This is a genomic window from Streptomyces sp. LaBMicrA B280, assembly GCF_049222185.1.
Lineage (GTDB): Bacteria > Actinomycetota > Actinomycetes > Streptomycetales > Streptomycetaceae > Streptomyces > Streptomyces murinus.
In genome coordinates this window covers 269,360-294,556 of sequence record NZ_JBMJCT010000001.1, presented here as the reverse complement: position 1 = coordinate 294,556, position 25,197 = coordinate 269,360, and the positions used below count along the sequence as shown (strand labels likewise).

Here is a 25,197-nt window from a genome sequence, read left to right as displayed (position 1 = left end):
CGGCGTGACCGGCGCCCGCCGCCGCTCACGCACCCCGGACCCGGCAGGGCGGCCCGCCGCGCCCGCCAAGTCCCCTTGAAATGCACACAGTTCGCGAAGCAGTCCATGAAGCAATCCACGAAGCAGTCCATGAAAGGTGATGACACTCCGCCATGCGCAATCTCATCTCGCTCGCCGACCTGACCTCCGAGGAACTCGACCGCATCGTCCGGCGCGCCGTCGTCTTCGGCCGCGGTGACAGCGGCGAACGCCCGCTCGCCGGGCGCCGGGTCGGTGTCTACTTCCGCAAGTCCTCGACCCGTACCCGTACCTCGTTCTGGAGCGGCGCGAGCCGGCTGGGCGCGGACGTCATCACGTTCGGGCCCGACGAACTGCAGATCAGCACGGGGGAAACCCTGGAGGACACGGCCCGGGTGCTGGGCGAGTACCTGGACGCGCTGGTCGTGCGCACCAACGGGGACATGGCGGAGATACGGCGGCTGGGCAGCAGCCCGAAGCTCGCCGTGGTCAACGCCCTGACCCTGGACGAGCATCCGACGCAGGCCATCGCCGACCTGGCCACGCTCACCGAGCTGTTCGGTGACCTGGCGGGCCGGCATGTGCTGTGCGTGGGCGAGGGGAACAGCTCGGGTGCCGCGCTCGCGCTGGCCGCGGCGCTCACCCCCGGGCTGCGGCTGACCCTGCTCTGCCCGAAGGGGTACGAGGTGCCGCGGGAGACCCTCGACCTGGTCGGCAAGCTCAGCGAAGGACAGGCGCTGGTCGAGCAGGTCACCTCGGCCGACGAGGTGACGGGTCCGGTGGACGCCGTGTACACGAGCCGCTGGCAGACGATGGGCGTCCCCAAGGCGAACCCCGACTGGCTGGCCGACTTCGAGGGATTCCGCATCGACCAGGGGTTCTTCGACCGGTTCGCCGGTCCGGACACCGTGTTCCTGCACGACCTGCCCGCCGTGCGCGGCCAGGAGGTCACCGACGAGGTCCTCGACGGGGAGCGGAGCCGCGCCTGGCGCCAGGCGCACCACAAGATGACGGCCGCGATGGCGGTGCTGGAGTGGTGCGTCGTCGGGGCGGACGACCGGATCTGACCGGAACGACCGGAAGAGAGCGGTGGGGGGGGGGGGGGGAAAGGGGGGGGGACCCCCCCCCCCCCCCCCCCCCCCCCCCCCCACCGCTCTGCGCGTGCCCCGCGCGGAGGGTGCGGGCTCAGCCGCCCATGGCCGCGACGGCCGACTTGGGGCGCAGATCGGTCCAGTTGGCCTCGATGTACTCGGCGCACTCCTGCTTCGTGCCCTCGTCCCGCACCAGGCTCCAGCCCGCCGGCCGCTCGATGCCGACCGGCCAGAGGGAGTGCTGGCCCTCGTCGTTGGCGAGTACGACGTAGCGGCCTTCCGGATCCTCAAAAGGGTTGGTTGCCACAATTCCCACCTTCGCTGAAGCGACGGCGCATTACCCGCGCCTGCGTTTTCCGGCCCCAAACTACGGGCCGTTCAGGCAAAGGGCGGGCAGAATGACAGGCAGATCGGCGGTGGTGTTCTCGCCCTCGTCGCGCGGCGCGACTGGTCCACACCACACTACCGTCCATTACACGGACGACATATGATCATACGGACAGCGAGATCCATGAACTCCGACCGGTGAGGGGATCCAAGGTGGCAGGTGGTGGGGGGCCACTGAGGTTCAACCTGCTGGGTGCGCTGGAGGTCTGGGAGGGCGGCAGCAAACTCCGTCTGGGCGGGGCGATCCAGGAACGCGTACTCCTCATGCTGTTGCTGGAGTCCGGCAGGATGCTCCCCGTCTCCCGGCTCGTCGAGGCCGTCTGGGACGAGGACCCGCCCGCGACCGCCCCCCACCAGGTTCGCAAAGCCGTCGCCGATCTGCGCCGACGCATACCCGGCGGCAGCGAGACCCTGGTGACCGAGGGACCCGGTTACCGCGTCGTGGTCACCGAGAGCCAGCTGGACCTGGCCGAGTTCGACGCCCGGCTGCGCACCGCCAAGGAGGCGCTGGCCGCCGAGAACCCCGCACGGGCCGTCGACGCGCTCCAGGCCACCCTGGCCCTGTGGCGCGGTCCCCTGCTCTCCGGCGAGGGCACCCCGGTCATCGAGCGCGCCTCGGTCATGCTGGAGGAGCGTCGGCTGGCCGCCGCCGAGCAGCTCTTCGATCTGCGGCTCGGCCTCGGCGAGTCCGCCGAACTCGTCGTGGACCTGCGCCAGCTCGTGCACCAGAACCCGTTGCGCGAGACCCTGCGCGGCCAGTTGATGCTCGCGCTGTACCGGTCGGGCCGCCAGGCCGCCGCCCTGGAGGAGTACGCCGAGGTCCGGCGGCTCCTCGGCGAGGAACTGGGCATCGACCCCGGCCCCGAACTGACCAGGCTGCACGAGGGAATTCTGCGGGAGAGCCCCGAACTCGCCGCCGCCCCGAAGTCCTGGGAAGCCCCCGCCCCCCTGCCGGCCGCCCCCGAGATCAAGGCGCCCGCCACCCTCCCGCACGACCTCGCCGACTTCACCGGCCGCGACCGCGAGCTCCAGGAATTACTGGGCTACGCGCGTCACGAGGACGGCCGGGCCACCCGGATCGTCGCCATCGACGGCATGGGCGGCAGCGGGAAGACCACTTTGGCGGTACGGGCCGCGCACCGGCTCGCCGGGGACTATCCGGACGGCCAGATCCATATCGATCTGCGCGGCTACACCCCGGGCGAGCAGCCCGTCACCACCGGCGCCGCCCTCGCCTCCCTGCTGCGCACCATGGGCGTACCGGGCCCCGGACAGCAGCTGCCCGAGGACGACGCCGGGCGCGCGGCCCTGTGGCGGGCCACCCTGAGAGGCAAGCGGGTCCTGCTCCTCGTCGACAACGCCACCGAAGCCGGAACGATCCTGCATCTGCTGCCCGCCTCGCCGGACTGCCTCCTCCTCGTCACCAGCCGGGCCCGGCTGGTGGACCTCGACGGAGCCGACTGGATCTCCATCGGGCTGATGTCCCCCGCGGAGAGCGCCACCCTGATCGAGGACATCCTCGGCCGACAGCGGGTGTCCGCGGAGCCCGAGGCCGCCGCCGAACTGGCCCGGCTGTGCGGGTATCTGCCGCTCGCGCTGCGCATCGCGACCGCGCGGCTGCGCAACCGCCCGCGCTGGACCCTGGCGTACCTGGTCGAGCGGCTGCGGGACGAGACCCGGCGGCTGGACGAACTCAGCCTGGGCGAGCGCAGCATCGCCGCGACCCTGCGACTGTCGTACCAGGCCCTGGACAAGGACTCCCGGACCGCCTTCCGCACCCTCGCCCTGCACCCCGGCGGGGACATCGATGTCTACTCGGCGGCCGCCCTGCTCGGCATGGACGTCCGGATCGCCGAGGACACCCTGGAGCGGCTCCTCGACGTCCATCTGGTGCTGCAACCGGAGATCGGCCTGTACACCATGCACGACCTGGTGCGCAGCTTCGTCCGGAGTCTGCGCGGCGAGCCGACCGCACAGGACGACGGGGCCGCGGTGGAGCGGCTGCTCGACTACTACCTGACGGCCACCGAGGCGGCCTGCGAGGTGCTGTTCCCCGGACGCCGGCGCCGGCCCACCGGAATACCGCCGTCGACGGCGGAGCTGCCCGACCTCACCCACGAGAAGCTGGCGCAGGTCTGGTTCTCCCGCGAGCACCCCGGGCTGCTGTCCCTGGTCACCCTGGCCGAGCGGTCCGGGCATGACCGGCACGCGGTGTGCCTGGCCCGCAATCTCGTCTTCCACCTCAACGCGCGCGGCCATCTCCAGGAGTTCGCGGAGCTGTGCCGCCTCGCGGTCACGGCGGCCCGGCGCCTGGGCGACCTGGACCTGCTCGGCGTCAGCCTGTCCAACCTGGGCGTCGCCTGCTGGAAGCTCGGCCGCTACGAGGAGGGCGTCAGGGTCGCCGAGGAGGGCCGGGACGTCGCCGCCCGGCTGGGCGACCGGCACACCCAGGCGCACACCGAGAGCACCCTCGGCCTGTACAAGAGCCTGCTGGGCCGCTTCCCCGAGGCGCTCGTCCACCTCCAGTGGGCGATCACCTGCGAGCGCGAACTCGAGTCGCCCCGCGCCGAGGCCGAGAGCCTCACCGCCCTGAGCGCCCTGTACGAGCAGTGGGGCAAGTATCAGGAGGCCGCCGAGGCGGCGCTGCGCGCGATGGAACTCGCCGAGCGACTGGGGCGCCAGGGCGGCAAGTTGGTGGCCCTCACCGATCTGGCCCTGGCGCAGACCGGCCTCGGTGACTACGCGGCGGCCGATGAAACCCTCGCCCTCGCCCGCCAGTTGTGCGACGAGTCCATGGACCAGGGCCATGTCGCGATGACGCTGGCGCTGTCGGCCGACATCGCCCAGCGCCTGGACCGGCCCAATGAGTCGTCCGGTTTCGCGGACCGCGCCCTGGCCCTCGCCCAGGCGGGTTCCTCGCCGCTGCGCCAGGCGAAGCTGGAGAATGTGATCGGCCGGGTGCTGCGGCGGAAGCAGGAGTACGCCTCCGCCCTCGCCCTGCACAGCAGCGCACATGAACTGGCGTCCTCCGTCGGCCACCGGGTCGAGGAGGCCTATGCCCTGGCCGGCCTGGCGGGCGCGGCGGCGGCACTGGGCGACGAACCATGGGCGGCCGAGCACGCGGCGCAGGCCGAGGAACTGTTCTCGGCGATGGGCATCCCCCCGAACGCCCGGCGCACCTGACCGCCCTTGCGGAGCCGACCGCCGGATCGCCGGCGGTCCGGGAACTACGCGCCCGCGACCGGGGTGGTGACGGTCGGTCCCTTGTCCTCGGCCGTCACGTGCCGGCCGTGCCGCTGCGCGTCCGTGTGGCCTGCTTCGACCGCCGCGGCGCCCAGCGCCAGCGCCACCACGGCCACGACGATCCGGATCGAGTCGGTGAGCTTGCGAGCCATGATTTCCGCCCCCTGAAGTGTCTTCGGTCTTTCCGACACCTCGAATATGGCGACGGCCATTCCCGCGAGGATCCCGCTCCGTTACCGCCCATGGGTAACGCGCGGAAACGGCCTCTGACCAGGGGCGGAAGCCGATTCGGGAGGTTGGGGCGGGAAGGGCCCCTGGGGTGGGAGAGGGGGGTGGGGCAGGACCGGGCGGGTGGTGCGGCTGAGCCGGTATCGGGTCAGTCCCTGCCCGCTCCGGTGACCGTCACGGTCGTGTCGCCGAGTCGGCACGACAGCACGCGCGGGCCCCGGCGGGTGAGGACGACCTCCGTGTGCGCCGGTCCGCTCTCGTGCTCCGCCATGTCGAGCAGGGCCCTGACCGACGAGTGCAGTACGACGCGGTCCGCCTCGGCGGGCTCACCGCGCGGGCCGGCTCCGGCCGGTGCGCTCCAGGTGATGCCGACGACCTCGTGCATGCCGTCGCAGGACTCCGTGGCGACCCCGAACCGGGGCCCCTCCCAGGTCTCCTCCGCGCCGGTCCCGGTGTGCGCGGCCCATCGCTCGACGGCCGACAGGTCCCGCAGGGCACGGCTGAGCCGTTCCGTCACCGGCGGCGGGTCCGGGAAATGGTTCACGAATCGCTCCTTCACAGATAACCGACGCGCTCCATGCCACTGCTTTGCCGGTCGAGTCGTCAAGAGGCAGCTTTCATCGGCAGTTACCGGGGTGCTTGGCCGGATTCATGGAAACTCCCCGGCCCGGCGAGTTAGCGTCCTCGTATTCCCACTGCTCGCCCGCTCGGCTTCCTGAAACCAATGGAGGAACGCAACGATGAGGCAGATGGTAAATTGGCTGACACCGTCTTTCGCCGCCCATGGCGGAAGTCCGGGGGTAGCCACGCTGGGACCCGCCGGGACCAGTAGCGAAGTCGCCGCAGGAATCGTCTGGCAGAGCCTTGAGGGCGATGTCCCGAACAGCCGGAACATAGCACTGCACCGGACGTACGAGGACGCCGCCGAGGCGGTGCTCAAGCAGGACGCGGACTACCTGGTGGTGGCCAACGCCTACAGCGGCATCAGCGAGTTCTACATGGACACCCGGCTGTCCCTCGCCGGTGTGTTCGTGATGGACACCCCCCACTACGGCATCGCGGCGCTGCCCGGGGAGGCGGTTCCTGACCGGCCGGTGGTCGCCACCCACCCGGCGCCCCGCCCGCTGGTGGACGAGCTGCTGCCGAGCCACTTCACCGACCGGGAGATCCTTCAGGTCACGTCGACCAGCACGGCCGCCCAGGCGGTCCGGGACGGTGTCACGGACCTGGCGCTCACGACCGCACCGGCGGCCGAGGCCCACGGCCTGGAATTCATCTCCCGGCAGCGGTTCATCAGGATGCTGTGGTCCGTATTCACGCTGAACGGCGAGATATTCGTCGTCCCCGACGACACCGCGGAAGCGGGGAGGATCACCCATGCTCATACTTGATGGAGAGGCGGTCCGCGCCTCCTACCCGATGACCGAGGCGATCTCGGTGATGGCACAGGCGCTGCGCGCGTTTTCCTCGGGAAAGGTGACGCAACCGCTCCGTTCGATTCTCGCGCCGCCTTCCGAAGACGGTGTCTTCGCGATGATGCCGTGCCATGCGGAGGGCCTCGGATACGGTTTCAAGGCCATCATGCACAATCCCGGGAACGAAGCCCGCGGACTGAGTACGCATATCGGCATGGTCACCGTTTTCGACCCGGAGACCGGTGAACTCTCGGCCGTCCTCGACGGCGGCGCGGTCACCGCGATCCGCACCGCCGCGGTCTCCGCCGTCGCCACCCGGGAACTGGCCCGTGCGGACGCGGGCGATCTGGCGATCCTCGGCTCGGGCACCCAGGCCCGCACCCATCTGGAGGCCGTCCGGCTGGTCCGGGACGTCCACCGGGTCCGGGTCTGGTCGCGCACCGCCGAGCGGGCCCGGGACTTCCGGGACTGGGCCGGTACCCGGGGCGTGGACGTCGAGGTCGCCGCCACCCCCGAGGCGGCCGTACGCGGCGCGGACCTGGTGTGCACCACGACCGCCTCGCGCGTCCCGCTGATCCCGGCGGGCCTGCTGAGCCCCGGCGCCCATGTGAACGCGGTCGGCGCGTCCGTGCGCGGTGCCCGGGAGCTGGCCCCCGCCGCCGTCGCCGACTGCGCGGTCTACGTGGACAGCCGGGAGTCCGCCCTGAACGAGTCCAGTGACATCTGCGACCCGATCGACGCGGGCCTGATGGACGAGAAGGACATCAGGGGCGAGATCGGAGAAGTGCTCCTCGGCACCGTCGAAGGACGCACCGAGCCAAAGGAGATCACCTTGTTCAAGTCCCTGGGCCTGGCCGTCGAGGACGTCGCCTCCGGATTCTCGATCGCGGCGCGGGCGCGGAAGGGCGGCATCGGTGTTGCTGTCTGAGACGCGGCCGTCCACGCTGCGGGCCACCAAGGTCTTCGTCGTCGACGCGTTCGCCAAGCGCCCGTTCACCGGCAACCCGGCCGCGGTGTGCCTGCTGGACGAGCCCCGGGACGAGGGCTGGATGCAGGCCCTCGCCCGGGAGATGAACCTCTCCGAGACGGCGTTCGTCACCGCCCGCGACGAGGGCTACGAACTGCGCTGGTTCACCCCGGCCAAGGAGGTCGACCTCTGCGGCCACGCGACCCTGGCCAGCGCCCATGTCCTGTGGCAACGCGGCTTCCGGGAGCGGGAGATCGACTTCCACACCCGCAGCGGACTGCTCACGGTCAGCCGCGAGCAGCGGGAGATCGTCATGCGCTTCCCGGCGGAACGCGCGGTGGCGACCGAGCCGCCGGCCGGGCTGTGCGAGGCGCTGGGCGTGGATCCGGTGTGGACCGGCCGCAACAGGTTCGACTACCTGGTGGAGGTCGCCGACGCGGAGGTGGTGGCCGACCTCAAGCCCGACTTCGCCGCCCTCGCCGGTGTCCCGACCCGCGGGGTGATGGTCACCGCGCCGGGCGGCTCGCACTCCGAGTTCGACTTCGTCTCCCGGTTCTTCGCACCGGCGTACGGCGTCGACGAGGACCCGGTCACCGGCTCCGCCCACTGCTGCCTGGGCCCGTACTGGGCCGAGCGGCTGGGGCGCGCGGAGCTGTGGGGCTACCAGATGTCCCGGCGCGGCGGCACGGTCCACGTCACCGTCCTGGACGACCACGTGCTGCTGGGCGGCACCGCGGTCACCATCACGGCCGGCGCCTCGATCCCGTAGACGAACAGGAAGGAAGCGGAGGACAGAGCATGCCCGCGTACGTCATAGGGAACGTCACCACGCTGGAGACCAGCGACGAACTGGCCGAGTACCGCCGCCTGGTGGGCGCCACGGTGGCCCAGTACGGCGGGCGCTTCCTGGTCAGAGGGGGGAAGGTGGACGTCCTGGAGGGCGGCTGGCTCCCGGTCCACCTCACCCTCATGGAGTTCCCGGACGGTGCCGCCGTCCACGCCTGGCTCGCATCCCCCGAGTACCAGGACATCGCCGCGCTCCGGACCGGCAGCGTGCGGACCGAGCTGGTCCTCCTGGAGAGCGGCGACTGACGACGAACACCTGCCGATCCGGCTTGTCCACGCAGGGATTCAGGAAGGTTTCACCTCACGTGTTCACCATCTTCGACGACGAGCTCGACGCCCTCGCCCGCCGCTCGGTCGCCCGACAGCGGGAATTCCACGCCGGGTTGTGGGACGGCGAGCGCCTGTCGGCCCACCAGTTCGAGAACCTCCGGGAGAGCCTGCGCTATGTGCGCAAACGCTCGCCCTTCTACGCCGAACGGCTGGCGGGCCTGACGGACGCGGCGATCGAGGGCCTGGACGCCGCCGAGTTCGCCCGCACCGTGCCCTTCACCACGAAGCAGGACCTCCGGGACCAGCGCTACGACATGCTCTCCAGGCCGGTGAGCGAGTCCTGGGTGTTCTACGAGACCACCGGCACCACGGGCCCCGCCACCCCGTGCCCCCGCGACAACACCGACTCCATCGTCAACAACACCGCCCTCACGGTGGCCTACCGGGACATCTTCGAGCAGCACGGCGACCAGCACGTCGTGGCCGTGCTGGGCCCGACCGAACTGCACTCCACGGGCGACACGTTCGGCGAGGTGTGCCGCAATCTCGGGCACGCGGTCGTCAAGATGTGGCCGCACTCCCCGGTCGTGGGATTCGAGCGCGCCCTGCACATGCTCCGCGAACTACGGGTCACGGCCGTCTTCTGCACGCCCGGCATGGCGATGTCGCTGGCCAAGGAGGCCCGGAAGGCGGGCCTCGACCCGGCGGCCGACTTCGATCTGCGGCTGCTGATGTTCGTGGGCGAGCTGGTCACCCCGAAGCTGCTGGAGAACCTCGGCACCATCTGGAACGCCCGCGCGTACAGCTGCATGTACGCCTCGCAGGAGTCGTCCATCGTCGCCGCCGCGCATCCCGACGGGCGGCTGCGGACCGTGCCGTTGAACGTCTACTACGAGGTGATCGACCCCGGCACCGGGGAACTCGTGGCGCCGGACGCGCAGCGGGTGCGGACGGGCGAGCTGGTCATCACCCATCTGTACCAGGGCGCCAAGCCGCTGGTGCGCTACCGCACCGGCGACCTGGTACGGCTGGAACCGGCCGCCGACGACGGCTCCCCCGCACAGGTCCTGACGCCGCTGGGCCGGGTGCGCGACCGCATCGACCTCAACGGGCACACGGTCACGGCCTACGAGCTGGAGGACCTCGTCCTGTCCCGGGCGCCGGGCTGCCGCGACTACCACATCACCATCGACCGGGCGGCGGACGTCGATGTGCTCGCCGTCGACCTCGACCTGCCCGACCCGGCCGCCGCGCGCGACGCCCACGCGTCGCTCGTCACGGCGGCCGCGGACGCCTGGGGCTGCCCGCTGACCGTCCGGCACACCCGGCTGGGCGCGATCACCACGACGGGCGCCATGGTCAGCTGGAAGGCGGCCCGGGTGCGGGACCTGCGCACGGCGTCGGACCCCGAGCACGAGGCGGCCCTGGCCATCGCCCGCCGCAGGGAGGCACGATGAGCGCCGGACGCACCGCCGCCCCGGGCGCGGGCCGATGGGTCTTCCACGACGGCGCCTTCGTGCCCGCCGCCGACGTACGGCTCAGCCCCAGCCTGCAGGCGCTCCAGTACGGCACCGGTGTCTTCGAGGGCATCCGCGCCTACGCCACCGACTCGGGCGACGCCCATCTCTACCGGGCCCACGACCACTTCACCCGGATGATCGGATCGGCGCGCCTGCTGCGCATCGCGATCGGCCACAGCGCCGCCGAACTGGTAGAGATCTGCGCCGAGTTGCTGCGCCGCAACGGGCACACCGGTGACGCCTACCTCAGACCGCTCGCCTACAAGACGGCCCTGGAGCCGGGGGTGCCGTTCGGTGTCCGGCTCCAGGGGGTGTCCTCCGCGCTGACCATCGTCAGCCTGCCCATGGGCAGTTATGTGCCGAAGGACGGGATCAGCTGCGGGATCTCCTCGTGGCGGCGGATCCCGGACAGCTCGCTCCCCGCCCGCGCGAAGATCACCGGCGCGTACGCCAACAACGCGCTGGCCACCGACGAGGCGACGGCGGCCGGCTACGACGACGCGATCTTCCTCAACCAGGCCGGTCATGTCGCCGAGGCCAGCACGGCCAACATCTTCCTGGTCCGGGCCGGGCGGGTCGCCACCCCGGCCCAGGACTCCGACATCCTGGAGGGCATCACCAGGGACTCGGTGATCTCGCTGCTGCGCCGGGCGACCGGCATCGAGGCCGAGCGGCGCACGGTCCTGAGGTCGGAGCTGCACACGGCGGACGAGATCTTCCTGACCGGCACCGGCTGCGAGATCGTCCCCGTCACCGCCCTGGACGGCCGGCCGGTGGGCTCCGGCGCCCCGGGCCACATCACCCGCACGGTGATGGCCGCCTACGACCGGTCCGTCCGCGGCCGGGACCCCCATGACGACCACGGCTGGCTGACGCCGGTCCACGCCACCCCCGTCCTGCTCTGAGGAGGAACCGATGATCCGTCACACCGTCCTCTTCCGCTTCCGGCCCGAGGTCGACTGGTCCGACGCGCGCGCACGGGCCGCCGAGGCGGCCACCGCGGGCCACCCGGACCACATCGAGGAGATCCTCGGCTGGGAGTTCGGGCGCAACATGACCGAGCGGCCCGTCGCCTACGACTTCGCCCTGATCGGCACGTTCGCCGACCGGGGAGCGGTCGACCGCTATCTGACCCACCCCGATCACGTCCGCGGCGTCGAGCTGTGGAAGGAGATCGCCACCTGGGTGGTCGCGGATTTCGCCGTCGCCTGAGAGCCACCCCTCGACGGGCCGGATCGGCGAATGACCGATCCGGCCCGCGCCCACCGCACCTCGCCCTCCGGTCCCACGACCCCTACCCGAGGATCCCGACATGACGACGATCGTTCCCCCGAACGGCAGTCCCGCCACCCTCGTCGAGGAGGCCCTGGACGCCCTCCTGACCACCGCCGAACGCCGCGATCCCCTGGTGGAGGCCCAGGTCGCGGTGCTGGAGGCCGGACTGATGCTGACCCGGGCGGGCGCGGTCACCCCCTCCCCCGGCCAGCACGACCGCGTGCGACTGCTGCGCGAGGCCCTGGGCTCGGTGCGCGCGGCCGTCATGGCCACCGGTGTCGCGGTGGTCAGGTCCAACGACGCGGCGCGTATGGCGGGCGCGGACGCCGGATAGCGGCAATTCGTTCACGAGCGGGATCAGCCGCTCCCCGGGGCGGGTGCCGGGCGGCCGGTCCCCGCGTGACAACCCTCACAGGGAAACGGCAACTGAGCCCCCCGGGTAGTAGGTGACCGTCTGACGACATATGGGATTTGTCCGCCTTGGTGTCGCGGCAAGCCGCTCCGGAGGCGGCCGATCCCAGAGGCCGCACAGCCGCTCCCTCATCACCCCCGTCACCACGCTCTTGACGGCCCGCCAGGCTTCAGCGAACGTCGCGATCGCGAAGTCGGCATCTTCGCGGGCGTCTGACAAGAGGCCCGCGCGGCTACGAGGCCGGGTAGTAGGAGGGCTCGTTGCGGTCTCCTCCGGCGCGTGCTGAGACTGGGCGCTCGGCGATCACCGAGCGAGGTTCACACAATGGGCAAGCATCGCAAGACGCAGCATTTCCGGCGCATGGTCATCGGCGCCGTCGCGGTCGGCACGGTGGGCGTACCGTCCGTCGCCCTGGCCTGTACGGACTGGCCGTCCGGCACCACGGACCGGAGCGCAGCCGCCACCGGCGCCACCGCTCTCGGTCTGGCGGACACCCCCGCGCCCACGGAGACGGCCACGGCCACGGCCGGGCAGACCGCGATACCCCAGCAGCCCGGCATGTCCCAGGCGATACCGAAGCAGCGGGCGCACCACCATCACCCCCGCCCTCTCCCGAAGGCCCCCGGCGCCCCGCTCACCACCGCGGCGCCCCAGACGGCCGCCGCACAGCAGGGCAGCACGCCCCCGGCCGCCCCGGCCGAGCAGACCGACGCTCCGGCGCCCGCCCCCGCCGCGTCGAGCGCCCCGGCCACGGCCACGCCGTCCGCCGACACCGCGTCCGCCGACACCGCGTCCGGCGTCACCGCGCAGATCGTGCGGCTGGTCAACGCCGAGCGCGCGAAGGCCGGTTGCCGACCGCTGACCCTCGACGCGAAGCTCACCAAGGCCGCGCAGGAGCACAGCGCGGACATGGCCGCCCACCAGAACATGTCGCACACCGGCTCCGACGGCTCCGACCCGGGCACCCGCATCACACAGGCGGGGTACACCTGGAGCGCGTACGGCGAGAACGTCGCGTACGGCTACTCGACCGCCGCCGAGGTCATGGCGGGCTGGATGTCCAGCCCCGGCCACCGGGCCAACATCCTCAACTGCGGCTACCAGGAGATCGGTGTCGGACTCGCGCAGCCCGACAGCTACTGGACACAGGACTTCGGCACGGCCCGGTAGCCGTCGGCCGTACGACGGGTCAGCGGTCGGCGAGCGGGTTGCGCAGCGGCAGATACCGCGCGTCCGCCCCGTCCGCGCCCGTCCACCGCAGCAGCAGATTGGTCTTGCCCGGCAGGGTCGGCGAGCCGAGCAGGGCGGGGATCTCGGGCAGCTCGTGCCGGGCCAGTGACCGGCGCACGGCGGGCCAGGGGTCGTACCCGCGATGCCGCTCGGCCAGGGCCCCGGCGATCTCCATGAGGTGGTTGACGATGAGGCAGTAGACCAGGCGCTCCCAGCCCGCGGCGCGCGGGACGTCCGGCAGCAGCTTGACGCCCTCGGCGTCCCGGAACAGCGCCTGGACGGGCGTACCGGCGGAGTCCACCGCGACCAGGGTGTTCTGGAGATGCGCCTCCAGGACGACGCCGTGCGCGTCGAACGCGGTCAGCGCGGGCGGCACGACCTGCTCCAGATACGCCTCCCACCAGGCCGCGGGGTCGGCCGTGGCGGCGAGCGGGCTGCCGTCGAAGCCCTCCGCGAGACCCGCGGCGAGCAGCGGCACGGCGCCCGGCAGCAGATGGTCGCGCAGCCCGTCGCGCACCACCACGGCCAGCTCCTCGTACGCGAAGGACGCGGTGCGATGGCCCCGGTCGGCGAGCCACGCGGCGGACATGCCCGACGCGGCCACGGCGGGTGCCCCCGGCGCGGCGGGCGCCCTCATGACCACGGCGGGTGCCCCCGGCGCGGCGGGCGCCCTCATCGCGGCGAAGGCGCGCCCCGCGGCACCGTCGGTGCGGCGCAGTCGGCGCAGGTCGTGGCGCCAGAGCCGGCGGATGTCGTTGGTGATCCGCACGTCCAGGCTGAACTTCAGGAACAGGTCGGCCCGCGGCTCGTACACCGTGCGGATCGCGGCGGTCGGCCAGGTGTCGAAGGGGGTCGTGCCGAGCCGGACGAGGCGGCCGTCGGCGAAGGCGGGGGCGAGGGTGTCGGCGACCAGGTCGAGCTGCCAGGGGTGGGCGGGCAGCAGCCGGTAGCCGGGCGGCGCGGCGCCCAGGGCGTCCAGGGCGCGGGTGTCGCCCTCCTCGGCCACCTGGTCCTCGCGCACCCCGAGCAGCACCAGCGGGAACCGGGCGTACGCCTCGGGCGCGTACGGCAGCCAGGACGCGACCGGGCCGCCGCCGCGCGCCTTGGGCGCCGGGTGGTAGGGGTGGCCGGTGATCAGGGACTGCTCGGAGCGCAGATAGGGATCGTCGGGCGGGGTCGTACGGGCGCGGGCGGCGAGCAGCGCGGCGACGGCCTCCCGGCTGTCGATCATCTCGGCGGGCAGATCCCCGCCGGGCAGCCCGGTGTGCCGGCGCAGTTCCTCGGCGACGAGTTTGACCAGTTCGGGATGGCCGACGCGGTGCCAGGCGGCGGCCGCGAACAGTTCGGGGTCGGCGGGGCGGCGGCCCGGGCGCACGCGCAGCAGCCGTCCGGTGCCGGGCAGCCGGTACACCGGCCCGCCCTCGGGGGCGCCGGGCAGCGGCTCGGCCACCTCCCGGAGCAGGCAGTTGAGCAGGGGGGCGGCCGCATAGGCGTCGGCGAGCCGGCCGACGGCGGCTGCGGGAGGCTTGAGGTCCACGCGATCCATTCGTTCTTCGCTGGCGTTCTTCTTCGAGCCGTGCTTCTTCGAGCCGTGCTTCTTCGAGCCGTTCTCCTACGAGCCGTTCTCCTACGAGCGTCGCACCCGGGAGGGCGCGTTCTTCGCAAGGGGCCCGGAAGCGATCAGTATGGCTTCGTATCCGACCATGGTGCTGTCTTCCGTACCCGACCATCGTGCCCCGTACCGGCCGCGATCGAGGAGCCGACCGTGTCCCACTCCCCCACCGCCGAGGCCGAGGTCGCCGCGGAGCTGCGGGCCGTACGCCCCGGGCTGCTGCCCCGGTACGACGCCGAGCTGCCCGGTGCCCGCGCGGCCGTGCTGACCCGGCTGTGGCGGGGGCTCGCGCACGAGCCGCTGCCCTGGATCACCGGCCGGGCGAGCGGCGCGTACGGCCTGACGCTGCGGCTGGCCGACGGCCGGGCGCTGCACGGCCCGCACCCGGACCCGTACGCCACGCACCCCTATGTCACCGCCGTACGCCTGGACCGGCGGCGGTACGAGGATCCGGCCCGGCTGATGGCGGAGCTGGCGGCCGGTGCCGGGGTGGGGCCGGGGGCCGAGGGGTTCGCGGCGGAGCTGGGGCACAGCGTGGCCTCCCTGGCGCTGTCCCGCGCCGCGGCCGATCACCCGGAAAGGTGGCCGGAACTCGACTGGGAGTGGGAGCAGCGGGTGGTGGACGGACACCCCTTCCATCCCAACTGCCGTTCCCGGCCCGGGTTCTCGGTCGCGGACCAGCTGGCGTACGCCCCGGAGCACCGGCCCGTGGTGCGGCTCGGGACGCTGCCGGTACCGGCCGCCGAGTGCCTGCTGACCGGTGAGTGGCCGGACGAACTGCGGGACGGGGAACGGCTGTTGGTGCCGGTGCACCCGTGGCAGGCGGCGCATGTGCTGAAACGGTCGCCCGACGACTGGCACCCGGCCCGTCCGCTGATGTCCCTGCGGACGCTGGCCGTGCCCGGCGGCCTCCATGTGAAGACGGCGCTCAGCTCTCGGCTGACCTCCTCGGTGCGGGACATCTCGCCGTACTCGGTCGAGGCGGCGGCCATCCTGTCCGACTTCGCGGCCGAACTCGCCGAGCGCACCGGCGGGTCGCTGGACATCACCCGCACCCTGGGCGCGGTCACCGCGGGGACCTCCGAACTGGCCGCGCTGCTGCGGGAGTCGCCCGAGCGGTGTGCCGGGCCGGGCGAACGGGTGCTGCCGGTCGCCGCGCTCGCCACCACGTCGCTGCCCCGGGATCCCGGGTGGCTGGCCGCGTTCACCCGGCTCGCGCTCACCGTGGGGCTGCGGCTGCTCGATCTCGGGGTGGCCCTGGAGGCGCACGGCCAGAACCTGCTGGTGGTGCTGGCCGCCGACGGGAGCCCGCGGCGGCTGGTCTACCGCGATCTGGCCGACATCCGGATCAGTCCGGCCCGCCTCGCCCGGCACGGCATCGCGCCGCCCGCGCTCGCCGGACGGCTGGTCACGGACGACGAAACCGCCCTGCGCCGCAAGCTGTTCGGCTCCCTGGTGGCGGGCGCGCTGGCATCGGTGGCGGGGTCGGGACCGGCGCTCGGGGCGGCCCTGGCGGCGGTCGTACCAGACCTTCCCGACACGTCCGATCTCGCGGCGCTGCGCCGAGGTCCGGTGCCCGCGAAGGCGCTGACGCTGATGCGGTTGTCGCCGGGGACGCCGGGCGACCAGTGGACGGAGCTGCCCCACCCGCTCGTTTTGGAGCCCGGCACGATTGATCAATAGGATCCGTCGATGATCAGAAGACAACGGCTGGCGGTAGGAGTGTGCGCCCTGCTCGCCGCACTGGCCGCCGGGCTCACGTTCCCGACAGCGGCGGCCGCCGACGAGACGGAGCAGGCCGCTCCGAAGGTCGAACTGGTGCTGGACGTCAGCGGATCCATGCGGACCCGGGACATCGACGGCGGCACCCGGATGGCGGCGGCGAAGCAGGCGTTCGACGATGTGCTCGACGCGACCCCGCAGGACGTGGAACTGGGCATCCGCACACTCGGCGCCAACTACCCCGGGAACGACCGCAAGGAGGGCTGCAAGGACACCGCGCAGCTGTATCCGGTCGGCCCGCTGGACCGGACCGACGCGAAGACCGCGGTGGCGACGCTGCAGCCGACCGGCTGGACGCCGATCGGGCCCGCGCTGCTGAAGGCGGCGGGCGATCTCGACGGTGGTTCCGGAACCCGCCGGATCGTGCTGATCAGCGACGGCGAGGACACCTGCCAGCCGCTGGACCCGTGCGAGGTGGCCCGGGAGATAGCCGCGAAGGGCATCGGCCTGACCATCGACACGCTGGGCCTGGTGCCGGACTCCAAGACCCGTGACCAGCTCAGCTGCATCGCGGACGCGACCGGCGGCACGTACACCTCCGTGCAGCACAAGGAGGAACTGACCGACCGGGTCGGCCAGTTGGTGCACCGGGCGGCCGATCCGGTGGTGACGCCGGTGGCCGCCTCGGGCGCCGGGCAGTGCACGAGCGCGCCGATGCTGAAGTCCGGTCTGTACACCGACCGCGCGGCCTTCGGGCAGCAGCGCTGGTACAAGGTCGACGTCAAGCCCGGCCAGGAGCTGCGCGCCTCGGTGAGCGTCGCGGACGACCGGGCCGTGAACCCCTCCTACGGGGTGCTGCTGCGGGCGGTGACCGCCAAGGGGCGGGAGATCGTCCGCGGTGAGGCGGCCGGTACCGGGCGCACCGACATGATCTCCACCGGGCTGCGCTACCCGAAGCCGTCGAGCGACGACGACAACGCGCCGGCGGAGACGGTGTGTCTGGAGGTCGCGCACTCCTTCTCGGCGCCCGCGGGCGTGAAGAGCACGCCGGGTCTGCCGCTGGAGCTGACCGTGGACCTGGTCAGCGGTCCCGACCAGGCGCACGACGTGGCCTCGTTCGGTCTCGGCCGCGGCTGGTGGCTGCTGGGCACGCTGGTGCTCGTCGGCTTCCTCGCGGGTGTGCTGTGGGGCTGGCTGTCGCGCTGGCGCGTCGCGATCTGGAGGACGAACTGATGCGTGCCGTACGAGTTCTGAGCGCCCTGGGTACGACACTGCTCGCCCTCGGCCTCGCCGCGGGACCGGCCGCCGCCGACTCCTCGCCCTCCCCGAGCGCCTCCGACGGCTCCGGCGCCTCGGCGCCCACGCAGGCGGGCACGTCCTTCCGTACGGCGACGGAGCTGCAGCAGGGTCAGCGGGCGACGGCCTCCGGGTCCACCGGTGACTACCTGTACTGGTCGTTCCCCGCGGACACCGGGCAGCGGCCGACGGTCGAGGCGACCGTGAAGCTGCCCCAGACGCACGGCGCCGAGACCTGGCAGCTCGATGTGTTCGACGGGCTGCGCCGCAGGCAGTCCTGCCAGTACGGCGCCTCCTCCCGCGCCGCCGAACAGGGCTCGAACTCGGTCGAGTTGGCCTGTGTGATGCGTACGGTGCGCGGCTGGGCGGAGCCGTGGGCCAACGACCCGCTGCCCGGCACGTACTACGTGCGGCTGACGGTCGTGGACATGGGCGCCGCCGACCTCGGCCAGCCGGTGAACGCCGAGATCCGGGTGGACTCCAAGGACATCGGCGGCCCTTCGGCCGTCGACGGCTCCCTGGGCAAGCCGCTGGTCCCCGGTATCGCGGTCAAGTCCGAGGCGCGGGGCGACGATTCCAAGACGGCCGTGCTCTCCAGCTTCGGCTCGCGCGACGGCTGGTCCTCCGGCTGGTGGTCCGACCGCTGGGTGTGGACGGGCATCGGCGCGGTGCTCGCCGCGCTGGCCGGCATCGGCGGATACGCGCTGACACGGGGACACGGCCGACCGCCGACCGTCTGACCCCGTCGTGGAGAAGGGCCCGCCCAGGTGGCGGGCCCTTTTCCGGTCCTCGGCCCCTTTGCCCCTGGCCTTCTGCGGCCTCCTGCTTCCCGCCCCGGTCGCGCGCGGCAGCCGATAGCTTGGCGCCATGTCCGCGTTCATACAGCAGCTTCCGGCGCTGTTCGGGGTCGTCATCGGCGCCGTCGGCTCGTATCTGGCGATCGCCCGCGGCGATCGGATCCGCTTCCACCGCGAGCGGGCGACCCGCTGGGAGGAGCGGCGGCTTGCGATCTACGCCGAGTACGCGAGGGCGCTCAAGCAGTCCGTCACCCTGGCCTACCGGATCGCGGCCCATCTGGGTGTCGACCCCCATCCGCACCCGCTGTCCCCGCAGCAGGCCGCTCCCCAGCTGGCCGAGGCGACCGACGCCCGGGACCCCGCCGGTGAGGCGCTGCTGATGCTCGGCAGCACCGAAGTGGTGGACAGGGCCCGCGAGTGGGTCGTCGCGGTGATGGACATGGAACGCTTCCTGCGCGAGGACGCCCACGACCCCGAGACCTGGCGGGCCATGATGGCGCGGCAGCGGGCGGCCCGGGAGGCGTACTACGCGGCTGTCCGGCGCGACCTCGGGCTGCCGCCCGGCCACTCGGGGGAATGGAGCCTGCCGGCCGCCTCGTGAACCCGCCACCCTGACCGTCGCGTCGGGGGGGTCCGTCAGCCCTCCCGCAGCGCCTTCGCCACCGGCCCCTCGCCCTCCACCGTGACCTGCCCGGCGCGCAGGGCCTCCAGGAGCGGGAGGGTGCCGCGGGCCACGTCCTCGGAGACCGGGGTCGGCAGGGTGAGGCGCGCGTCCGCGGGGGTGGGGGCGGGGCCGTCGCCGTACACCGGTGCCGCGGGCGCCGGTTCCCCGCCCGCGCGGACGTGGAAGTCGCCCTCTTCCAGGTGGACTTCGACCAGCCCCGCCACTCCGAGTCCCTCCAGCGCGCGCAGCAGCGGCAGGGCGAACCAGTGGGCGCGGACCGCGTCCGTCGGGCGGCGCTCACCGAGTTCGGCCTCGCCCCAGACGCCGAACGCCTGGAGGACGGGCAGCAACGCGCTTCCGCGCGGCGTGAGTTCGTAGACATTGGCCGCGCCGGGGGGCGGCAGTCGGCGCCGGGTGGCCAGGCCGTCGCGTTCCATGTCCTTCAGCCGGGAGGCGAGGACATCGGTGCTCACGCCGGGCAGGTCCGCGTGCAGGTCGGTGTAGCGACGCGGACCGGCGAGCAGTTCCCGGACGATCAGCAGGGTCCAGCGGTCCCCGACGAGGTCGAGCGCACGGGCCGCGGAGCAGTACTGGTCGTAGCTTCGGCGAGGTGGCATGCGACGCAGTCTAGACGCGTTGTTGGACTTTCCAAGCTCCAGCTTGGTAAAACCAAGCAACACGAGTTCCCGGAGGGACGCATGGAGTTCCGGCAGTCGAACAAGCTCAGCGAGGTCTGTTACGAGATCCGCGGCCCGGTGATCGAGCACGCGGACGCGCTGGAGGAGGCGGGCCACAGCGTGCTGCGCCTGAACACCGGCAACCCCGCCGCCTTCGGGTTCGAGGCACCGGAGGAGATCCTCCAGGACATGATCAGGATGCTGCCCCGGGCCCATGGCTACACGGACTCCCGGGGCGTGCTCTCCGCCCGCCGCGCCGTCGCCCAGCGCTACCAGAACCTGGGCCTCGAAGTCGACGTGGACGACGTCTACTTGGGCAACGGTGTCTCGGAGCTGGTCTCCATGGCCGTACAGGCGCTCATCGAGGACGGCGACGAGATCCTGATCCCCGCGCCGGACTTCCCGCTCTGGACCGCGGTCACCACGCTGGCCGGCGGCAAGGCCGTGCACTACCTGTGCGACGAGCAGGCGGACTGGAATCCGGACCTCGCCGACATGGCCTCGAAGATCACGGACCGCACCAAGGCCCTGGTCATCATCAACCCCAACAACCCGACGGGCGCGGTGTATCCGAAGGAGGTCGTCGAGGGCATCCTGGACCTCGCCCGCCGGCACGGCCTGATGGTGTTCGCCGACGAGATCTACGACCAGATCCTGTACGACGACGCCGTGCACCACTCGGCCGCCGCCCTCGCCCCCGACCTGGTCGTGCTCACCTTCTGCGGGCTCTCCAAGACGTACCGGGTGGCGGGCTTCCGCTCCGGCTGGCTGGTCGTCACCGGGCCCCGGCAGCACGCGAAGGACTACCTGGAGGGGCTGACCATGCTCGCCTCCATGCGGCTGTGCGCCAACGCGCCCGCGCAGTACGCCATCCAGGCCGCGCTCGGTGGCCGCCAGTCCATCAGCGAACTCACCGCGCCCGGCGGGCGGTTGTACGAGCAGCGCACCGTGGCCTGGGAGAAGCTCAACGAGATCCCCGGTGTCTCCTGCGTCAAGCCCAAGGGCGCCCTGTACGCCTTCCCGCGCCTCGATCCCAAGGTGCACCGCATCCACGACGACGAGAAGTTCGTCCTGGACCTGCTGCTGCGCGAGAAGATCCAGGTCGTCCAGGGCACGGGTTTCAACTGGCCCTCCCCCGACCACTTCCGCATCCTCACCCTGCCCCAGGCCGACGATCTGGAAGCGGCGATCGGGCGGATCGGGAGGTTCCTCGGGGGATACCGGCAGTAGCGCCGATCAGCGGTGCCGGGGGCGGCGAGCGGGGCGGGCGCCGGTGCGGTGGGCACGGCTCACGCGCCGCACCACGCCGCCGTGGCCGCGGTCCTGACGTCGGCGGCCAGCACGTCCGGGTCGGTGTGCCACAGCAGTACCGAGACCCCGAGGGCTCCCGAGGTGCCGGTGTGGGTCCGGCGGGCGGCCCGGCGGACGTGCACGAGTCGCTTGCTGGTCGTCTCGGGGGTGAGCCGGTACCGCTCGCCCGGCATGACGGGGACCCACACCCACGCGGCCTGGGTGCCCGTGGGGAGCGGCTCCGGGACGGGCAGGTCGGCCTGGAGGGCGAGGTTGGCCGTCTCCAGGTTCAACCCCGTGTGCAGCCTGGCCAGTTCGGAGACCAGGGCGCCGGGCGCCCGCCCCGCGACCTCCACCACGACCAGCTCACCGGCACCGTCGACGGCGAACTCCGTATGCACGACGAAGGCCCCCTCGGCGCCGAGGGCGGCGACCACCGCGCGGTTCAACTCGTGTGCGCGACCGGACAGTTCGCTGTCGTGCGGGACGGTCCAGCCGCCGAGGCGGCGGCCGTCGGGCAGGTCGAGCAGCGGGCCGAGATAGGTGCCGGTCTGCACCGGGGTGGGCACGCCGTCGCGGACCAGGCTGTTGACGTGGTGGAAGGTGCCGTCGAGGAACTCCTCGACCTGCCAGCCCTGTTCACCCCGGCGCCCGGCGAGCCAGTCCCGCAGTTCGGGCTCGGTGCGCAGGATGGCGACACCGCGGGAGTTGGCCTCCCGGCGGGGCTTGACGACGGCCGGTAGACCGATGGTCCCGGTGATCAGGGCGAGGCCGTCCCCCGCCTCCGGCACCCCCTCGGTGAGGGCGAGGAAGCGCGGCACCCGCACACCGGCCGCGGCCAGGCGCTCCTTCATCAGCACCTTGTCGATGTAGTGCGCGGGCCGGGCCGGGTGCCGGACGGGCAGGCCGAACTCGGCGCGCAGCTCGGCACAACTGATGAGGCAGTACTCGTCGTTGGTGACGATCTGCACCGCCCGGCCCCCGGCGAGGCACCGGATCCGAGTGGCCCAGGTGTCGCGCGGCGCCCGGTGGACGGCCGGGGTCCCGCCCGGCGCGTCCTCGCGCAGCACCGCTTCGGGCCCGCCGTCGGCGTCGGTGAGGACGACGGTCTCCCAGTGCGCCGGGTCGAAGGTGGCCGCCGGGTCGGTGGTGAGGGGCTGCCGGGAGTGCAGGAGCACCGCCAGGGGACGCGGGTCGGACACGCGGTCGCCGTCGATGATTTCCCCCAGAGCCCATGGATCCCGTCAAGACGCACGAGCTTCGGCCGTTATCGCTCGGGAGTCAAGAGCCCGTCCGGCGCAATCCGTCCTGCGGGCGCCGGTCCGCCGTGGCACGGTGCTGCCAGACGAGCGGGAAGGCGTGGGGATGGGTGACCTCTTTCTCGTCCGGCACGGTGAGACCGAGTGGTCGCGGTCCGGACGGCACACCGGCTGGACCGACGTACCGCTGACCGGGCGCGGCCGTCAGGAGGCGCGTCGGCTGGCGCCGCTGATCCGCTCGCAGCGTATCGGCGCCGCTTTCGTCAGCCCCCTGCGACGGGCCCGGGAGACCGCCGAGCTGATCGGCGTCCATGACGCCGGGGTCGACGCCGACCTGCGCGAATGGGACTACGGCGGCTACGAGGGCGTCACCACGCAGGAGATCCGGCGCACCCGCCCCGGCTGGTTCCTGTTCACCGACGGGGTCGCGCCGGGCCCGCCCGGCCATCCCGGCGAGAGCCCGGCACAGGTCGGCGAGCGCGCCGACCGGATGCTGGCCAGGGTCGACGCAGCCCTGTGCGACACCGAGGGCGCCGTGCTCCTCGTCGCCCACGGCCACTTCCTGCGCGTCCTGACCGCGCGCCGCCTCGGCCTCCCCGCCGGGCACGGCGCCCTGTTCCAGCTGGCCACGGGCGCGTTGTGCCGCCTCGGCACGGAGCACGGCCGGCCGGTGGTGGCGGGGTGGAACATCCGGCCCGGTTGAGGAAGGGCTCCGCGCCCCCCGCCGTCAGACCCTCGTCCCGTGCCCCGTTGTCAGACCCTCGTCCTACGCTTTTCCCCGGGTCGCCGGACCGGCGGCCTTACCCGGCGACGCCCGGAGGGGAGCGCACCGTGAGCCGAGAGCCGACCGCCGCCCAGCGGCGGGTGATCGACGCGGCCGACCCGCTCACCGGCCGGTTGCGCGGCACACCGGCGCAGCTCACGGCGCTGGTCCGGCGGGGCCTCGCCTTCCGGCACCCGCGCCCGCCGCACGACCACTTCCTGACCCCGGCGGGGCAGCGCATACGGGAGGGGGCACCCGGGACACCCGCGCAACAGGAGCAACAGGACCAGCAGGAGCAGCGAGAGCGATCGGCACCCTCCACCGGTGTCTTCGCGGCACGCGTCGGCGGAGCGCGGGAGGCGGCCCCGCCCTCGGACGCCGGGCGGTTGCGGGAGGTGCGCGGTGCGTGGCAGGGCCTGCTGGAGCTGCGCCGGATGACCAACCCGGACGGCTCGACGGACCGCCCGTGCGGCTGGGAGCGCGGCCATCTGGTGCGGGCCGCCGCCCTCGCCCTGGAGGCGGCCGGACACATCCCGGAGACGGCGTCCACCCCCGGCTACCGGGTGCGCGCGACCCCGCAGCCGGAGGCGGTCGCCGTGTACGCGCCGGACCCGGCGGCCCTCTCGGCCTGCGCGGACACGCTGGAGCGGGCGGGGTGGCAGCCGGGCGAGTACACCGAGCCGCGCACCCGCACGCGCTATCTGCTGGCGTCCCCGCGCCGCACCTGACCCGGGGACGCCGCTTCTGCCGCGCGTGGAAGGATCACCGGACGGGCGGCGCCGCCGTGCCGGGCAGCCGCCGTACCGGAGCAAGAGGGGAAAGCCGTGAGCGAACCGTTTTCCGTCCGCGTCACCGTCCGCGGGTACGAGACCGATGTGCAGGGCCATCTGAATCAGGCCGTGTACCTCCAGTACGCCGAGCACGCCCGCTGGTCGCTGCTCCAGTCCGCCGGGATCGGCCAGACCGGCCTGGTGCGCACCGGTGTCGGGCCGGTGGTCCTGGAGACGACGATCCGCTATCGGCGGGAACTCCTCGCCGGTGACGAGGTGGACGTGACCTGCGCCTTCGAGTGGACCTCCGGCAAGACCTTCAAGGTCCACCAGGAGATGCGCAAGGCCGACGGCACCCTGGCCGCCGACGTCACCGGCGTCGGCGGTCTGCTGGACCTGAAGGAGCGCAGGCTGGTCGCCGACCCGGCCGAGGTGTTCCGGGAACTCGCCTCCGACCCGGCCCTGTTCGGCCTGTAGCCACGAGGGCCGGGGGCTCCCGGTCAGGCGGCGCGGAACGCCCCCTTGTGCTCCTCGGCCCACTGCCTGAACGAGCGGGCCGGTCGGCCCAGCACCCGGGGCACCTCCTCGGTGACCAGCGCGTTGCCGCCGTCACGGACGTACCGCATCCCGGCGAGCGCGTCCGCCGCCCGGGTGTCGTCGAAGCCCCAGACGGTCCGCAGGAACGTTTGGGCCTCGTCCGGCGTCAGATCCCGGGTGCCCACCGGGCGCCCGAGGACCGAGGCGAGGACGGCCGCCTGGTCGGGGACGCTGATCGCCTCGGGGCCGGTCAGCGTGTACGTCCGGCCGCCGTGCCCGGCGTCGAGCAGCGCGGCGACGGCCACCGCCGCGATGTCCCGCGGGTCGATGACGCCCGAGGCCCCGTCACCGGTGAGGTTGGGCACCGGCTCCCCGGCGCGGACCGCCGCCGCCCAGCCGAGGGAGTTGGAGGCGAAGGAGGACGGCCGCAGCACGGTCCACGCGGCACCGCTCTCCCGTACGGCCCGCTCCCCGTCCTCGTGCCGGACGCCGAACCGGCCGACTTCGGGGTCGCCGGTGCCGATGGCGGAGAGCTTCACCAGCCGTCCGGCGCCCGCCGCACGGGCCGCCGACACGAGCGCCGTGTCATACCGGGCCGCGTCGGGGCCGGGCGGCGTCACCAGGAACACCGCGCTCACCCCGGCGGTCGCGGCGGCCAGGGAACCCGGGTCGGCGTAGTCCCCGCGCACCACCTCCACACCGGAGGGCAGGTCGGCCCGCGCGGGATCCCGGGTGAGCGCGCGCGTCTTCTCGCCGCGCGCCGCGAGCTGTCGTACGACCGCGCCGCCGATGGTGCCCGTGGCACCCGTCACAAGAATCATGCCGTCCACGATGGGCCGGGCGGGGTGCCGGTCTCTTGGAGATTCCGGCACGGTTCGACCGCCCGGCCGGGCGCCCGGCGCGCTTAC

26 protein-coding genes are annotated in these 25,197 nt (G+C 72.8%); 19 read left to right on the top strand and 7 right to left on the bottom strand.

Annotated features, from left to right (window positions below):
* Positions 1 to 152: 152 nt before the first annotated feature.
* A complete protein-coding gene (locus ACLF5H_RS01310; RefSeq protein WP_421674211.1) occupies positions 153 to 1,085 on the top strand; it encodes an ornithine carbamoyltransferase in 933 nt (310 codons plus the stop codon).
* Positions 1,086 to 1,203: 118 nt separating this feature from the next.
* Here ACLF5H_RS01310 and ACLF5H_RS01305 read toward each other — a convergent pair whose 3' ends face one another.
* Positions 1,204 to 1,416, bottom strand: coding sequence for an MbtH family protein (locus ACLF5H_RS01305; RefSeq protein WP_421674210.1), 213 nt, complete (start codon positions 1,414 to 1,416; stop codon positions 1,204 to 1,206).
* Positions 1,417 to 1,649: 233 nt separating this feature from the next.
* Here ACLF5H_RS01305 and ACLF5H_RS01300 point away from each other — a divergent pair, with 233 nt between their 5' ends.
* Positions 1,650 to 4,679: a BTAD domain-containing putative transcriptional regulator gene (locus ACLF5H_RS01300; RefSeq protein WP_421674209.1), complete on the top strand. Its 3,030-nt coding sequence runs from the start codon at positions 1,650 to 1,652 to the stop codon at positions 4,677 to 4,679.
* Positions 4,680 to 4,723: 44 nt separating this feature from the next.
* On the opposite strand, the gene ACLF5H_RS01295 is transcribed toward ACLF5H_RS01300, so the two are convergent.
* Both ACLF5H_RS01295 and ACLF5H_RS01290 read right to left on the bottom strand, forming a co-directional pair.
* Complete coding sequence (locus tag ACLF5H_RS01295) at positions 4,724 to 4,891, bottom strand: hypothetical protein (protein WP_421674208.1); 168 nt, start codon at positions 4,889 to 4,891, stop codon at positions 4,724 to 4,726.
* 224 nt (positions 4,892 to 5,115) lie between these two features.
* Positions 5,116 to 5,511, bottom strand: coding sequence for a hypothetical protein (locus tag ACLF5H_RS01290; protein WP_421674207.1), 396 nt, complete (start codon positions 5,509 to 5,511; stop codon positions 5,116 to 5,118).
* A 196-nt stretch (positions 5,512 to 5,707) separates the two neighbouring features.
* Between ACLF5H_RS01290 and ACLF5H_RS01285 the strand changes: the two genes are divergently transcribed.
* From ACLF5H_RS01285 to ACLF5H_RS01245, 9 genes are all read left to right on the top strand, one after another.
* A complete protein-coding gene (locus ACLF5H_RS01285) occupies positions 5,708 to 6,358 on the top strand; it encodes a prephenate dehydratase domain-containing protein (RefSeq protein ID WP_421674206.1) in 651 nt (216 codons plus the stop codon).
* Entirely contained in the window at positions 6,345 to 7,310 is a 966-nt protein-coding gene (locus ACLF5H_RS01280) for an ornithine cyclodeaminase family protein (protein WP_421674205.1), read from the top strand. The genes ACLF5H_RS01285 and ACLF5H_RS01280 overlap by 14 nt, the downstream gene beginning before the upstream one ends.
* Entirely contained in the window at positions 7,297 to 8,118 is an 822-nt protein-coding gene (locus ACLF5H_RS01275; protein ID WP_421674204.1) for a PhzF family phenazine biosynthesis protein, read from the top strand. Before ACLF5H_RS01280 ends, ACLF5H_RS01275 begins: the two co-directional genes overlap by 14 nt.
* Before the next feature lie 29 nt (positions 8,119 to 8,147).
* The gene (locus ACLF5H_RS01270; RefSeq protein WP_421674203.1) at positions 8,148 to 8,441 is read left to right on the top strand and encodes a DUF1330 domain-containing protein; all 294 of its coding nucleotides are present in this window, start codon (positions 8,148 to 8,150) and stop codon (positions 8,439 to 8,441) included.
* Positions 8,442 to 8,500: 59 nt separating this feature from the next.
* Positions 8,501 to 9,922, top strand: coding sequence for a phenylacetate--CoA ligase family protein (locus ACLF5H_RS01265; RefSeq protein ID WP_421674202.1), 1,422 nt, complete (start codon positions 8,501 to 8,503; stop codon positions 9,920 to 9,922).
* Positions 9,919 to 10,890 (top strand): branched-chain amino acid transaminase, encoded by a 972-nt coding sequence (locus ACLF5H_RS01260; protein WP_421674201.1) that lies wholly within the window; start codon positions 9,919 to 9,921, stop codon positions 10,888 to 10,890. The genes ACLF5H_RS01265 and ACLF5H_RS01260 overlap by 4 nt, the downstream gene beginning before the upstream one ends.
* Before the next feature lie 10 nt (positions 10,891 to 10,900).
* Positions 10,901 to 11,197, top strand: a complete 297-nt coding sequence (locus ACLF5H_RS01255) for a Dabb family protein (protein WP_128792349.1) — start codon at positions 10,901 to 10,903, stop codon at positions 11,195 to 11,197.
* Positions 11,198 to 11,297: 100 nt separating this feature from the next.
* A complete protein-coding gene (locus ACLF5H_RS01250; RefSeq protein ID WP_421674200.1) occupies positions 11,298 to 11,594 on the top strand; it encodes a hypothetical protein in 297 nt (98 codons plus the stop codon).
* A gap of 402 nt (positions 11,595 to 11,996) precedes the next feature.
* A complete protein-coding gene (locus ACLF5H_RS01245) occupies positions 11,997 to 12,842 on the top strand; it encodes a CAP domain-containing protein (RefSeq protein ID WP_421674199.1) in 846 nt (281 codons plus the stop codon).
* 19 nt (positions 12,843 to 12,861) lie between these two features.
* Here the strand turns inward: ACLF5H_RS01245 and ACLF5H_RS01240 are convergent, their stop codons facing one another.
* Positions 12,862 to 14,448: an IucA/IucC family protein gene (locus tag ACLF5H_RS01240; protein ID WP_421674198.1), complete on the bottom strand. Its 1,587-nt coding sequence runs from the start codon at positions 14,446 to 14,448 to the stop codon at positions 12,862 to 12,864.
* 219 nt (positions 14,449 to 14,667) lie between these two features.
* Here ACLF5H_RS01240 and ACLF5H_RS01235 point away from each other — a divergent pair, with 219 nt between their 5' ends.
* The 4 genes from ACLF5H_RS01235 to ACLF5H_RS01220 all read left to right on the top strand — a co-directional run bounded on the left by ACLF5H_RS01235 (position 14,668) and on the right by ACLF5H_RS01220 (position 18,930).
* Positions 14,668 to 16,197 carry an IucA/IucC family protein gene (locus ACLF5H_RS01235; protein ID WP_421674197.1) on the top strand — a complete coding sequence of 510 codons (1,530 nt, stop codon included), beginning with the start codon at positions 14,668 to 14,670 and terminating at the stop codon, positions 16,195 to 16,197.
* A 9-nt stretch (positions 16,198 to 16,206) separates the two neighbouring features.
* The gene (locus ACLF5H_RS01230; protein ID WP_421674196.1) at positions 16,207 to 17,469 is read left to right on the top strand and encodes a VWA domain-containing protein; all 1,263 of its coding nucleotides are present in this window, start codon (positions 16,207 to 16,209) and stop codon (positions 17,467 to 17,469) included.
* On the top strand, positions 17,469 to 18,272 hold the full coding sequence (locus ACLF5H_RS01225; RefSeq protein ID WP_421674195.1) for a hypothetical protein: 804 nt from the start codon (positions 17,469 to 17,471) through the stop codon (positions 18,270 to 18,272). Before ACLF5H_RS01230 ends, ACLF5H_RS01225 begins: the two co-directional genes overlap by 1 nt.
* A 127-nt stretch (positions 18,273 to 18,399) precedes the next feature.
* Positions 18,400 to 18,930, top strand: coding sequence for a hypothetical protein (locus tag ACLF5H_RS01220; RefSeq protein WP_421674194.1), 531 nt, complete (start codon positions 18,400 to 18,402; stop codon positions 18,928 to 18,930).
* Positions 18,931 to 18,965: 35 nt separating this feature from the next.
* Here the strand turns inward: ACLF5H_RS01220 and ACLF5H_RS01215 are convergent, their stop codons facing one another.
* Positions 18,966 to 19,610: a winged helix-turn-helix transcriptional regulator gene (locus ACLF5H_RS01215; protein WP_421674193.1), complete on the bottom strand. Its 645-nt coding sequence runs from the start codon at positions 19,608 to 19,610 to the stop codon at positions 18,966 to 18,968.
* 81 nt (positions 19,611 to 19,691) lie between these two features.
* On the opposite strand from ACLF5H_RS01215, the gene ACLF5H_RS01210 reads away from it, so the two are divergent.
* A complete protein-coding gene (locus tag ACLF5H_RS01210; RefSeq protein WP_421674192.1) occupies positions 19,692 to 20,900 on the top strand; it encodes a pyridoxal phosphate-dependent aminotransferase in 1,209 nt (402 codons plus the stop codon).
* 59 nt (positions 20,901 to 20,959) lie between these two features.
* Here the strand turns inward: ACLF5H_RS01210 and ACLF5H_RS01205 are convergent, their stop codons facing one another.
* Positions 20,960 to 22,162 carry an ATP-grasp domain-containing protein gene (locus tag ACLF5H_RS01205; protein ID WP_421674191.1) on the bottom strand — a complete coding sequence of 401 codons (1,203 nt, stop codon included), beginning with the start codon at positions 22,160 to 22,162 and terminating at the stop codon, positions 20,960 to 20,962.
* 163 nt (positions 22,163 to 22,325) lie between these two features.
* On the opposite strand from ACLF5H_RS01205, the gene ACLF5H_RS01200 reads away from it, so the two are divergent.
* The 3 genes from ACLF5H_RS01200 to ACLF5H_RS01190 all read left to right on the top strand — a co-directional run bounded on the left by ACLF5H_RS01200 (position 22,326) and on the right by ACLF5H_RS01190 (position 24,229).
* The gene (locus ACLF5H_RS01200) at positions 22,326 to 22,922 is read left to right on the top strand and encodes a histidine phosphatase family protein (protein WP_421674190.1); all 597 of its coding nucleotides are present in this window, start codon (positions 22,326 to 22,328) and stop codon (positions 22,920 to 22,922) included.
* A 128-nt stretch (positions 22,923 to 23,050) separates the two neighbouring features.
* Positions 23,051 to 23,710 carry a hypothetical protein gene (locus ACLF5H_RS01195; protein WP_421674189.1) on the top strand — a complete coding sequence of 220 codons (660 nt, stop codon included), beginning with the start codon at positions 23,051 to 23,053 and terminating at the stop codon, positions 23,708 to 23,710.
* 96 nt (positions 23,711 to 23,806) lie between these two features.
* The gene (locus ACLF5H_RS01190; protein ID WP_421674188.1) at positions 23,807 to 24,229 is read left to right on the top strand and encodes an acyl-CoA thioesterase; all 423 of its coding nucleotides are present in this window, start codon (positions 23,807 to 23,809) and stop codon (positions 24,227 to 24,229) included.
* 23 nt (positions 24,230 to 24,252) lie between these two features.
* Here ACLF5H_RS01190 and ACLF5H_RS01185 read toward each other — a convergent pair whose 3' ends face one another.
* A complete protein-coding gene (locus ACLF5H_RS01185; protein WP_421674187.1) occupies positions 24,253 to 25,110 on the bottom strand; it encodes an NAD(P)H-binding protein in 858 nt (285 codons plus the stop codon).
* Positions 25,111 to 25,197: the final 87 nt, after the last annotated feature.